Source organism: Micromonospora sp. GCM10011541 (assembly GCF_042650725.1).
In the GTDB taxonomy this organism is placed as follows: domain Bacteria; phylum Actinomycetota; class Actinomycetes; order Mycobacteriales; family Micromonosporaceae; genus Micromonospora; species Micromonospora sicca.
The window spans coordinates 386,309-398,097 of the sequence record NZ_JBHSBP010000010.1 but is presented as its reverse complement, the minus strand read 5'-3'; the positions used below and the strand labels follow the sequence as shown (position 1 = coordinate 398,097).

At 75.5% G+C, this 11,789-nt stretch carries 9 protein-coding genes; 5 read left to right on the top strand and 4 right to left on the bottom strand.

Annotation, left to right across the window (positions count from 1 at the left end):
• The first annotated feature begins 208 nt into the window (after nucleotides 1-208).
• Nucleotides 209-1,006, top strand: a complete 798-nt coding sequence (locus ACFOYX_RS06225; RefSeq protein WP_322442235.1) for an alpha/beta hydrolase — start codon at nucleotides 209-211, stop codon at nucleotides 1,004-1,006.
• Nucleotides 1,007-1,052: 46 nt separating this feature from the next.
• Here ACFOYX_RS06225 and ACFOYX_RS06220 read toward each other — a convergent pair whose 3' ends face one another.
• Complete coding sequence (locus ACFOYX_RS06220; RefSeq protein WP_322442236.1) at nucleotides 1,053-1,988, bottom strand: aminoglycoside phosphotransferase family protein; 936 nt, start codon at nucleotides 1,986-1,988, stop codon at nucleotides 1,053-1,055.
• Between the two features lie 287 nt (nucleotides 1,989-2,275).
• Between ACFOYX_RS06220 and ACFOYX_RS06215 the strand changes: the two genes are divergently transcribed.
• Nucleotides 2,276-3,427 carry a polysaccharide pyruvyl transferase family protein gene (locus ACFOYX_RS06215; protein ID WP_322442238.1) on the top strand — a complete coding sequence of 384 codons (1,152 nt, stop codon included), beginning with the start codon at nucleotides 2,276-2,278 and terminating at the stop codon, nucleotides 3,425-3,427.
• A gap of 25 nt (nucleotides 3,428-3,452) precedes the next feature.
• Here ACFOYX_RS06215 and ACFOYX_RS06210 read toward each other — a convergent pair whose 3' ends face one another.
• Nucleotides 3,453-3,659, bottom strand: coding sequence for a hypothetical protein (locus ACFOYX_RS06210; RefSeq protein WP_322442240.1), 207 nt, complete (start codon nucleotides 3,657-3,659; stop codon nucleotides 3,453-3,455).
• Nucleotides 3,660-3,809: 150 nt separating this feature from the next.
• Nucleotides 3,810-4,682, bottom strand: a complete 873-nt coding sequence (locus ACFOYX_RS06205; protein WP_322442241.1) for a carbohydrate kinase family protein — start codon at nucleotides 4,680-4,682, stop codon at nucleotides 3,810-3,812.
• Between the two features lie 63 nt (nucleotides 4,683-4,745).
• On the opposite strand from ACFOYX_RS06205, the gene ACFOYX_RS06200 reads away from it, so the two are divergent.
• Both ACFOYX_RS06200 and ACFOYX_RS06195 read left to right on the top strand, forming a co-directional pair.
• Nucleotides 4,746-7,970, top strand: coding sequence for a DEAD/DEAH box helicase (locus ACFOYX_RS06200; RefSeq protein WP_322442242.1), 3,225 nt, complete (start codon nucleotides 4,746-4,748; stop codon nucleotides 7,968-7,970).
• The gene (locus ACFOYX_RS06195; protein ID WP_377533832.1) at nucleotides 7,967-9,118 is read left to right on the top strand and encodes an SWIM zinc finger family protein; all 1,152 of its coding nucleotides are present in this window, start codon (nucleotides 7,967-7,969) and stop codon (nucleotides 9,116-9,118) included. The genes ACFOYX_RS06200 and ACFOYX_RS06195 overlap by 4 nt, the downstream gene beginning before the upstream one ends.
• On the opposite strand, the gene ACFOYX_RS06190 is transcribed toward ACFOYX_RS06195, so the two are convergent.
• Complete coding sequence (locus ACFOYX_RS06190) at nucleotides 9,008-9,265, bottom strand: DUF3040 domain-containing protein (RefSeq protein ID WP_089013185.1); 258 nt, start codon at nucleotides 9,263-9,265, stop codon at nucleotides 9,008-9,010. The two genes, ACFOYX_RS06195 and ACFOYX_RS06190, sit on opposite strands and share 111 nt — an antisense overlap.
• A gap of 475 nt (nucleotides 9,266-9,740) precedes the next feature.
• Between ACFOYX_RS06190 and ACFOYX_RS06185 the strand changes: the two genes are divergently transcribed.
• Nucleotides 9,741-11,783 carry a DUF1800 domain-containing protein gene (locus tag ACFOYX_RS06185; RefSeq protein ID WP_322442243.1) on the top strand — a complete coding sequence of 681 codons (2,043 nt, stop codon included), beginning with the start codon at nucleotides 9,741-9,743 and terminating at the stop codon, nucleotides 11,781-11,783.
• The last annotated feature ends 6 nt before the right edge of the window (nucleotides 11,784-11,789 follow it).

Genomic DNA, 11,789 nt, shown 5'->3' with positions numbered 1-11,789 from the left:
GGCATCGTCCCCTCGCGCCGCTGCCGCGGCTACACCACCGAGGGCCCTGGTGGTCTTCGCCCTCGCCGCCCCGGACCTCGTCGTCGGAGAGGATGACATTCTGACCCTCCAGCGCCGATGAGTTCGCCGCGTCGTCGGCGTTACATCGGGTGCGCCCCGTCGACGGCGGTGGTCGCGCGACGGGTCGACGAACGACGGAGGAGTCAGGGTGAGTTACGCGGACGTCAACGGGGTGCGTCTCTGGTACGAGGTCCACGGCACCGGCCGCCCGCTGGTGCTGCTGCACGGCGGGTACGGCGCGGTGGAGATGTTCGCCCCGATCCTCCCCGCCCTCGCCGAGCGCCGGCAGGTCATCCTGGTCGACCTTCAGGGCCACGGGCGGACCGCCGACGTGGACCGGCCGCTGCGCTTCGAGTCGATGGCCGACGACATCGCGGCGCTGATCCGGCACCTCGACCTGCCCGAGACGGACCTGCTCGGCTACTCCCTCGGCGGCGGGGTGGCGCTGCGGACCGCGATCCAGCACCCCGGCCTCGTCCGCCGGCTGGCCCTGGTCTCGGTGCCCTGCAGGCGGCAGGGCTGGTATCCGGAGGTGCTGGCCGCGATGGCGGCGCAGGACGAGCGGGTCGCCGAGCAGATGCGCGGCACCCCGCCGCACGAGCTGTACTCCCGTGTCGCCCCGCGTCCGGAGGACTGGCCGAACCTCTGGGTCAAGACCGGTGACCTGCTCCGCCAGGACTACGACTGGTCGGCCGAGGTGGCGGCGCTCGCCATGCCGGTGCTGCTGGTCTTCGCCGACGCCGACTCGATCCCGGTCACCCACATGGCGGAGTTCTTCGGGCTGCTCGGCGGTGGTCACCGGGACGCCGGCTGGGATGGCTCGGACCGGCCCGCCGCCCGGCTGGCCGTGCTGCCCGGCCTGACCCACTACGACATCGTCACCGCACCGGCGCTGCCCGCCGCCGTGCTGCCCTTCCTCACCCACGAGGTCCGGGCGACGAGCTGACCCCCCGCCTGCCCGCGCCCGATGCCGCCACCCCCCGCCGGGGATCTCAGCCGAGGCGCGCCGCGAGCCAGGGCAGCAGCGCGTCGCCCTGCGCCCGCTGGAACGCCCGGACCGTCGGGATGCCGGGCGGCGGCGGCTGCCGGGCGCTGTCGAGGAAGAAGCCGGCGAGGCCGGCCAGCACCCCGGTCAGCGCGGCCGGATCCACCCCGACGGTGAGCGGCAGGTCGCGCAGCAGCGCCTCGGTGTCGTGGCCGCCGTACAGCCGGACGTTGACCAGCAGGAGCAGGGTGTCCAACCAGGACGGCCCCCGGCAGGCCCACGGCCAGTCCACCACGCTGACCGCGCCGTCCGGCCCGACCAGCAGGTTGTCGGCGCGGACGTCCAGATGGCACAGCGTGTCGCCGGCCAGCGCGGCGAGCCCCCGGTCCGCCGCCGCGCACAGCTCGGACAGGTGCGCGTGGGCCCACGGCGGCAGGTCGGCCGGCGGGTCCGCCGCGATCCGCCGCCAGCCGGCGAAGTCGTACCCGAGCTGCTCGGCCGCGGTGGGCACCGCCGTGACCGGCGTCGGGGTCAGCGCGGCGGCCATGGTCGCCAGCGTGGTGAGCACGGTCGCCAGTTCGGTGGCGAGCCAGGGCGTCGCCGGGTGCCGGCCCTCGACGTCGGTGAAGACCAGGGCCACCCACTCGCCGTCGTCGTGGCCGCCGAGCAGCCGGGGCGTCGGCGCGTACGGCGGGAGCGCGGCGGCGATCCGCGCCTCCGCGCGGTGCAGGTGCGGGCTGCGGTCGTTCTGCGCGGGGCTGACCGCCTTGACGAAGGCCCGCCGGCCGCCGGTGGTGCGGACCCGGTCGGCGGTGCCGGGGGAGTACCCGCCCGGCTGGGACACCGCCTCGACGACCCGGTCGCCGAGGATCTCCTCGACCGTGGCCCGGACGTCGGCCGGCAGGTCGGCCCAGCCGATCCGGGTCTTCGTCGCGCTCGTCATCCCTCCACGGTCGGTCCGACCGGGCCGCCGGGGCAAGCCCATTACCGGCTCGGCGCCCTCGGCGAGCGGATCTTCGACCGGCGAGGTCGCCCTGCTCCACTACGCCGTGGACGGGCTGCTGCTGGACCTGCTCACCACCTCGGTCGACGCCGGCTTCGACCCCGACCAGGTGGTTTCCGCCCTGGTGTCCCGCCTGGTCGGCGCGGCGGCGGGCTGACAACTCGCCCAGGTATGTCCACCGGCGCAACGGGAAACCGGCCCGAGACGCACCTGGGGAGGAGCGACGGATGACGGATGCCGCCGGACTGACGATCGGCTTGCTCGGCTCGTACGGTGGCCGCAACCTCGGCGACGAGGCGATCCTCAGCGGACTCCTGGCCGACCTGCGGCAGCAGGAGCCGGACGCCCGGATCATCGTCTTCTCCCGCGACCCGGCGCACACCGCCCTGGCCCACCCGCACGTGGAGGCGGTGCCCTGGGAGGGCGTCAGCCGCGCCGACTCGTCGGTGACCCTGTCCGAGCTGGACCTGCTCATCCTGGGCGGCGGCGGCATCCTCTACGACCGGGAGGCCCGGCGCTACCTGCGGGTGGTCCGGGTCGCCCAGGAGCGCGGCCTGCCCCTGCTCACGTACGCGGTGGGGGTGGGGCCGCTCAGCGACGGGGTCGACACCACCATGGTCCGGGAGACCCTGGCCGGGGCGACCGAGGTGACCGTGCGGGACCAGGAGTCCCGGATGGTGCTCGAGGAGGCCGGCCTGGTGAACCCGATCACCGTCACCGCCGACCCGGCGTTCCTGCTCGAACCGGAGGACTTCCCGGCGAGCTGGCTCCGCGACGAGGGGGTCCCGGCGGGCAAGCGGCTCGTCGGGTTGAGCGTCCGCGAGCCGGGCCGGGCCGCGGAACGCCTCGACGTGGACGGCTACCACCGGCTGCTCGCCCAGATCAGCGACTTCCTGGTGCACCGGATCGACGCGTACGTGCTGTTCGTGCCGATGGAACGCGACGACATCCGGCACTCGCACGGCGTGATGTCGCACATGGTGGCCGCCGAGCGGGGCCGAGTCCTGCACGGCGACTACTCGCCCCGGCAGGTGCTCGGGCTGATGCGGCACTTCGACCTCGCGGTCGGCATGCGGCTGCACTTCCTGATCTTCGCGGCCATGGTGGGTACGCCGTTCCTGCCGCTGCCGTACGCCGGAAAGGTCTTCGACCTGGCCCAGCGGCTCGGGGTGCCGGCGCTGCGCGGCGTCGAACGGGAGGTGGAGGGCCCGCTGCTGGCCGAGGTGGACCGGCTGTGGGACGAGCGGGAGATCCGGGCGGAGGAGACGGCGCGGCGGGTGGCCGAGGTGTGCGAGCAGGCCCGCGGCACCTCCCAGGTCACCCGTGGGGTGCTGGAGAGCATCCGCTCCCGGCGCCTGACCCGGGTCAAGGCGGCCTGAACCGGCCCGGTGCCCCACCGGCCGGTCAGACCGCCGGCCCCCGCCAGGTGTAGATCCACGGCCGGCCCGCCCGGTCGTCCGACTCCAGCTCGTAGATCTGCGCCTCGGCCAGCCCTTCCGGGCCGAGGTGGTGGTGGGTCAGCGGCGGGCGGCCGTTGTCGTCCAGCTCGACGGTGATGGTCTCGCCGTCGGCCGTGCCGCCCACCAGGGGGATCTGCACCGTGGATGCCATGGGCCCATCCTGCCCGGACCCCGGTGACCCGCAGCGGATAGCGGGGCAGCGGGCCGGCCGCCGCCGGGACTCGCCCGGCACGCCGGGCACGCCGACATCCTCCGCGAGCTGACCGACGGCGAGACCGGGGCGCTCTGAGCGGCTGCCGGCCTACTGGCAGGGCAGCAGGCCGGGCGGGTACTCCATCCCGTCGTGGGTGCAGGCGGCGGCGGCGACCCGGGCGGCATACCCGGCCGCGTCGGGCAGGGCGGCGCCGCGCAGCCGGGCGGCGATCAGGCCCGCGGCGAAGGCGTCGCCCGCGCCGTTGCTGTCGACCACCGGGCCGGGCGGAACCGTCGCGGGCACCGGTACCGGCGGACCGTCCGCCGGGTGCAGGGTCGCGCCGGCCTCCCCGCCGGTCACCAGCACGGCCCGGGGCGCCAGCTCGACCGCGAGCTTCCCGGCGCGGTCACCGAGGCGGACGCCGCTGACGAAGACCAGGTCCGCCGCGTCGGCGAAGGGGCGGTGGTACGGGTTGTCCCCGTCCCAGTCGTGCAGGTCGGTGGAGAGCCGTACGCCGTCGGCGAGCCCGGCGCGCAGGACCGGCAGCGCGTCGCGTGCCCAATCCATGATCGACACATGCACGTGGGCCGCGTCCCGGACCAGCGGGGTGAGCGCGTCCGGCGGGAACGGCGGCGGCCCCTGCCAGGGCCGCGGATCGTAGAGGGACATCCGCCGGCCGCCCGCGTCGACCAGGTTGACCGAGCGGCGGGTGCCGGCCGGGGCGTCGGCGAGCACGGCGTGCACCGAGGTGCGGGCCAGCGCCGCCCGGACCACGTCCCCGGCCGGGTCGGCACCCAGCACGTCCACCAGGGCCACCCGCAGGCCAAGCGCGTGCGCGGCGAGCGCCACCCCGGCGCCGGTGTTGCCGATCCGCAGCTCGATGGGGGGCACGGTCAGCGAGTCGGCGGCCGGCAGCGGGAGCGCGGGCACCCGGGCCCGCACATCGACCCCCAGACCGCCGATCACGAGCAGATCGAACATGGCGCCGACAGTAGCCGCCCGGGGCCGCCTATCCTTGCCCCGGGCGTCGACGAGGGGGAGTGCGTGCTGGTCATCCACGGGGTGTGGCTGTCCGGCGTCGGGCTCGCCGTCTGGGCCGAGGACACCACGCTGCCGGCGCGGGCGCCGCGCCGGCCCGGCCGGGCACCGCGCGAGCGGCCGCACCCGTTCGCCGCCGGCCACGCCACGCTGGCCGGGGTGCTCGGCGACCTCCCGGCCCGGGCCACCACCGTCCTGCTCACCCTGCCCACCCGGGCCGGCTCGCCGCTCGACTCGCCGGAGCTGGTCCGGACCGCCGTCGGGGAACCGGTCCGCGGGGCCGTCACCCTCGCCGGCTGGCGGGTCCCCACCCTGACGTACGCCCCGGACGCCGCGTTCGCCCTGCTGCGGGAACTGGACCTCGGCGCCGCCGTGCCGGGGGCGGACCTGCGCCACCTGGCCGAGCTGGCCGACTTCGCCGCCGACCTGGTCACCCGCGGCCGGGTGCTGCCCGACGTCGCGGCCTCGGCCACCGCGGACCCGCCGGCCCGGTCCGGTCCGGGAAACGACGCCGACGCGGTGACCGCCCGGGCCGTCTGGCGACCCCTGCTGACCGGCACGGATGCCGGCTGGGCCCGGTCGCTGGCCCTCGCGCTGCCCCCGGCCGCCCGCGCCGCCGCCGCGCCGCCCATCCCGGCCGAGCCGGGCGCACCGGTCGATCCGGGTCCACGTGCCGCGTCGCCCGCTCCGGCCGAGCCTTCTGTGCCGGTCGGGCCCGGTGGGCCGGTCGGGCCCGGTGGGCCGGCGGAGCCCGGGGCGCTCGTCGCCGACGCGCTGGACGCGCTGGCCGACGCCGCGGCCCGGGCCGCCCTCGCGGGAACCGTGCTCACCCGGGGCCTCCGGCCGGGCGGGCCGGTGCCGGCCTGGCTGGCGGCGCTCACCGGCGAGCGCCGCGAGTTCACCGTCGACCCGGCCGGGCTGGACACCCTCCGCGCCGAGCTGGACGCCTGGCAGCGCGACGCCGCCGGCGGCCCGGTCCGGGCCAGCTTCCGCCTGGTCGAGCCGGACCCCGACGAGGTCACCGAGCCGCTGCTGGTGGTGCCGGCCGACCCCGCTGCCGTGGTGGCCGAGGAGGGCCGGTGGCGGGTGCAGTTCGGTCTGCAACCGGCCGACGAGCCGGGGCTGCTGGTCGAGGCGGGCCACGTGTGGCGCTCGCCGGGCAACCTGCCGGCGCTCGGCGCCGTGGACGACCCGCAGGAGACCCTGCTCGCCGAGCTGGGTCGGGCCAGCCGGCTCTGGCCGGAGCTGGACGACGCGCTGCGGACCGCCACGCCGGAGGGGATGGAGCTGGACGCGGAGGGGGCGCACCGCTTCCTGCGGGAGGGTGCCCCGGTGCTGCACGCGGCCGGCTTCGGGGTGCTGCTGCCGTCCTGGTGGCGGCGGCCGTCGACGCGGCTGGGCGCCCGCCTGCGGGCCCGGAGCCGGACCGCCCCGGGCACGGTCGCCGCCGCCTCCGCCGGGCTGGGGCTGGACGCGCTGGTCGACTACCGGTGGGAGGTCGCCCTCGGCGACCAGCCGCTGACGGCCGAGGAGCTGGCCGCCCTGGCCGAGCTGAAGTCCCCACTGGTCCGGCTGCGCGGGCGCTGGGTGGAGCTGGACCCGAAGCGACTCGCCGCCGGCCTCAAGCTGCTCCGCTCGGCCGGCGAGCTGACCGTCGCCGACCTGCTCCGGCTGGGCCTCGCCGAGACCGACCGGCCGGACGAGCTGCCGGTGCTGGAGGTCAGCGCCGACGGCGCGCTCGGCGAGCTGCTCGCCGGGGCGGCGGAGCGGCGGCTCACCCCGGCCGACCCCCCGCCCGGCTTCCACGGCACGCTGCGGCCGTACCAGCGGCGGGGACTGGCCTGGCTGGCCTTCCTCCAGTCGCTCGGGCTGGGCGGGATCCTCGCCGACGACATGGGGCTGGGCAAGACGGTGCAGCTGCTCGCCCTGCTGGCCGGGGACCCGCCGGAGGCCGGGCCGACCCTGCTCGTCTGTCCGATGTCGCTGGTCGGCAACTGGCAGCGGGAGGCGGCCCGGTTCACTCCCGGGTTGCGCGTACACGTGCATCACGGGGCCGAGCGGGCGCGCGGGGCGGAGTTCCGGACGGCCGTGCACGACGCGGACCTGGTGCTCACCACCTACTCCGTGGCCGCGCGGGACGCGTTCGCGCTGGCCGGCATCGACTGGCACCGGGTGGTGGTGGACGAGGCGCAGGCGATCAAGAACGCCTCGACCCGGCAGGCCGAGGCCGTCCGGTCGCTGCCCGCGCGGCACCGGGTCGCGGTCACCGGTACGCCGGTGGAGAACCGGCTGGCCGACCTCTGGTCGATCATGCAGTTCGCGAACCCCGGACTGCTCGGCCCGGCCGCCACCTTCCGGAAGAAGTTCGCCGAGCCGATCGAGCGGCACGGCGACGACGAGGTGGCCGGGCGGCTGCGCCGGATCACCGGCCCGTTCGTGCTGCGCCGGCTCAAGACCGACTCGTCGATCATCTCCGACCTGCCGGAGAAGCTGGAGATGGAGGTGCTCTGCAACCTCACCGCCGAGCAGGCCGCGCTCTACCGCGCGGTGGTCGACGACATGATGGCGAAGATCGAGTCCAGCGACGGGATGGAGCGCCGGGGGCTGGTGTTGGCCACCATGACCCGGCTCAAGCAGGTCTGTAACCACCCGGCGCAGCTGCTGCGCGACGGCTCGCCGCTGCCCGGCCGCTCCGGCAAGCTGGAGCGGCTGGAGGAGATCGTCGACGAGGTCCTCGCGGCGGGGGAGAAGGCCCTGCTCTTCACCCAGTACGCCGAGTTCGGCGGCATGCTGCGCGGGCACCTGTCGGCCCGGGCCGGCCGGGAGGTGCTCTTCCTGCACGGCGGCGTCGGCAAGGCCGACCGGGACGCGATGGTCACCCGGTTCCAGTCGTCCGACGGACCGCCGCTGTTCGTCCTGTCGCTCAAGGCCGGCGGCACCGGGCTCACCCTCACCGCGGCGAACCACGTGGTGCACGTCGACCGCTGGTGGAACCCGGCCGTCGAGGACCAGGCCACCGACCGGGCGTTCCGGATCGGCCAGCGCCGCCGCGTACAGGTCCGCAAGTTCGTCTCGGCGGGCACCGTGGAGGAGAAGGTGGCCGCCATGATCGCCGACAAGCGGAGCCTGGCGGGACGGGTGGTGGGCAGCGGCGAGCAGTGGGTCACCGAGCTCTCCACCGGGGCGCTGCGCGAGCTTTTCGCCCTCGAGTCCGGGGCGGTGGTGGAGTGACCACTCCGGAGGGGAACGCGGGCGGGCGGTTCGCCGAGTTCGGGCCGCCGCGCCGGGTGGAGGGTGGGCTGCGGGCGCGCAGCACCCGGGGCGCGATCGGACAGTCCTGGTGGTCCCGGCGGTTCCTGGAGGTGCTGGAGTCGTTCGCCCTCGGCACCCGGCTCACCCGTGGGCGGGCGTACGCGCGCCGCGGTCAGGTGCTCCGGCTGGACATCGCCCCGGGGCTGGTCACCGCCGCCGTGCAGGGCTCCCGGCCCGACCCGTACCCGGTGCGGATCGAGCTGGCGGCCCACCCGGCCGAGGTGTGGGCCCGCATCGAGGCGGAACTGGCCGGGCAGGCGTTCTTCAGCGCCCGGCTGCTCGCCGGCGACCTCCCGGCCGAGCTGGAGGAGCTGTTCGCCGCGGCGGGCGCGCCACTCTTCCCGTCCACCGTGGACGAGCTGACCCAACGCTGCGGCTGCCCCGACTTCGCGGTGCCGTGCAAGCATCTCGCGGCCACCTTCTATCTGCTCGCCGAGGCGTTCGACGCCGACCCGTTCCAACTGCTGCACTGGCGGGGCCGCAGCCGCGAAGAGCTGCTCGACCGGCTGCGTACGCTGCGCGCCGCCGCCGGCGCGACCGCCACCTCGGAGCCGGTGGCCGGTGGGGCCGACGTGGCCATGGCGCGGTCCGGTCCGGCTCGCGGCGACGGGCCGGCGACGGGCGGGTCCACCCCGACGGCCGGCTCCGCGCCGACCCGGCGGCCGACGGCGGCCGGAGCGGCCCGGGTGCTCGGCGCCCTGCCCACGGCGTCGCCGGCCGATCCGGTCGACCGGTTCTGGGTGGCGCCGGTGCCGGTGCCCGACCGGCCACCGACCCTCGTGACCGCCCCCGACCTGCTGCTGCGCCAGCTCGGCCCGCCCGGGCCGGCCATCGGCGGCCCGGGGCTGGTCGAACGGCTGCGCCGGGCCTACCGGGATCTCGGCCGGCCCCGGTCGGACCGGGCCACCACCGCCGCCCCGGCGGCGGCGACGCCCGAGCGGTCGCGGTCGGCGCGGTCAAAGCCAACGCCGTCGGAACCGCCACATGAGGCCGGCGTTCGCCAACAGCACCACGGCGCAGATCGCGCCGGCCAGCCGCCCGGCCAGCACGGTCATCGCCGGCAGTGAGGCCCACAGCACGATCGTCAACAGCATGAGGTACCGGCCCCGGCGGGCGCGCGCCCGGTGGTCGAGCCGGGCGAAGAACTGCGGATCGCTCTCCCGCAGCTGGCGGGTGATCTGCTCGAACCTGCGCTGATCCTCTTTGCTGAGCATGGCGGTGCCTTCCCCTCACGGCTTCAGCGGTTCGGCGGCATACCCGCAACGGAGGCGGGTCACGCGCCGCTCCAGCTGCTACTTTCGGCCGCGGCGGGGAGGCGTCGACGGTGGCTCGGCGCGGGTGGGCAGCTTCCGCTCGGACCGCCTCAGCGTGGGCTTATCCGCGCCTTAAGTTTGTCTGTGCGGTTGAACGACGCGGACAGCGTCACCGCGGGCCAAAACGTTACGTCCCGCCGTTCCGGGGCGATGTCGGCCCTGCTGGGAAGCGCCCCGCCCGGACGGTGCCGGACCGACCGCCCGCGCGGGGCCATGAGCACCGTCTTAAGTGCCCTCCCGAGTGCCGTCCGGCCGCCTTGAGCGCCGGGGGGCGCGTGGCTACTTTCCCGTAGCAACTCCTCCGGCAGCAGTCGCCGCCCCTGATGTCCTCCCCGGTCACAGGCGTGCCGGCGCTCGAAGAAAACGGGATTGGTACATGGCCGACCAGAATGTGCCACCACGTCGACCCCGGGACGACCGCGGGTGGGACGGGCGACAGCACCCCTTGGACGGGTACCGCGACCTGGACCACGCGGGCAGGTACGGCCCGGCCGCCGGCTACGGCGGTCCCGCCGGGTACCCGGGGGCCGTCACGACCCTGCCCGCCCACGGCTCGCAGTGGGTCGGCCCGGACGGCTTCGGCCGTCAGGGTCACGCCCCGGCGCCCGGCGGGGGACTGCCCAACCTGGACGATGACGACGAGCCGGGTCGCCGCACCGGCCGGCGGCGCGCCCTCGCCGCGCTCGGCGGTGCGGCGGTGGTCGCCGGCGGGGCCGCCCTCGCCATGAACCCCCAGGTGCGCGGGCTCTTCCGCGACGACCCGGTGGCCGGCGACGCTACCGGCACCGTGGTCACCGACGGCACCGCCGCCCGGCCCAGCGGGCAGCAGCCGAGCACGGTGCGCACCTACACCGAGCAGAACGAGAGCTACATGGGTTCCCGGGCCGGGGCGGCGCTCAAGCGCAACTCCCCGACCGGCGGCCGGCTCTTCGACGGCCCGGCGGCCGCCGCCGCGGCGACCCCGGTGACCGTGAAGACGGTGCTCGCCACGGACCCGGTCCGGCACCTGGCCAGCCGGGCCACCTTCGGCGCCACCGGGAAGGTGCTGGCCGACATCAAACGGCTCGGCATCGACGGCTGGCTGCGCCGGCAGCTCGACCCGGAGAAGATCGCCCCGACGAAGGCCGAGCTGAAGCTCGCCGAGCTGCCCACCCTGAAGCTGACCCCGCAGCAGCTGCGCGACCAGCGGGACCAGCTCAACGAGCGGGGCGCCCAGCCCGAGCGGGAGATGATCGACGCCACCATCGCCCGGCAGATCTGGTCCGACCGGCAGCTCTACGAGGTGATGGTCGACTTCTGGAACGACTTCCTGCACGTCGCCGCCGAGTTCGACGGCGGGGAGGTCTACCGCAACTCGTTCGACCGGGACGTCGTCCGGGCGCACGCCCTGGGCAGCTACCCGGAGATGCTGATCGCCGCGAACCGGCACCCGGCGCTGCTGCTCTACCTGAACCAGGTCGACTCCCGCAAGGACGCGGTCAACGAGAACCTGGCCCGGGAGAACCTGGAGCTGTACTCGGTCGGGGTCGACGGCGGGTACACCGAGAAGGACGTCCGGCAGGCCGCGATGCTGCAGACCGGCCGGGGCGTCGCCGACGGGAAGTACGTCTTCCACCCGGAGCGGCACTACGTCGGCAAGGTGAAGATCCTCGGCTTCAGCCACCCGAACAGCTCCAACGACCCGAAGGTCGCCGACCGGGTGATCGACCAGTACCTCACCTACCTCGCGCTGCACCCGTCGACCGCCCGGTACGTGGCCCGCAGCCTGGCCACCCGGTTCGTCTCGGACACCCCGTCGAAGTCCCTGGTGGACCGCCTGGCCAAGACGTACGCGGCGAACAAGGGCCTGATCAAGCCGGTGCTGATGACGCTGTTCAGCTCGTCGGAGTTCTGGGCCGCGGTGGGTCAGAAGGTGCGCCGGCCGATGGAGTACCTGGTCGCCACCTACCGCACCCTCGGCGTCCGGCCGGAGGCGTCGCCGGGCTTCCAGGGCGACAACCGGCGCACCCCGTACGCGCAGGGCCTGCGGCAGATCCAGGACAAGATGCGCGAGCTGGGCCAGTACCCGATGGGCAAGCCCACCCCGGACGGCTACGCGGACGTCTACGTCGCCTGGACCTCGGCGGGCACCATGGTCGACGGCTGGAACGAGGCCGGCGAGCTGCTCGGCGGCCGGCGCAAGCAGTTCACGTACCCGGCGCCGGAGAAGCTGGTGGCCCGCCCGCCGGCCACCGCCGGGGCGTACGTGGACGAGCTGGCCGGGCGGCTGGTGCACCAGAAGCTGAGCGCCAAGGAGAAGGCGCTGGTCCTCGGCGTCGCCGGGGTCCCGGCGACGGCGAAGGTCGACGCCACGTTCAACCGGGCCGTCGCCGCCGTCGCGCGGACGATCCTCGCTTCCCCCCAGCACCACCTCCGGTGAGGCATT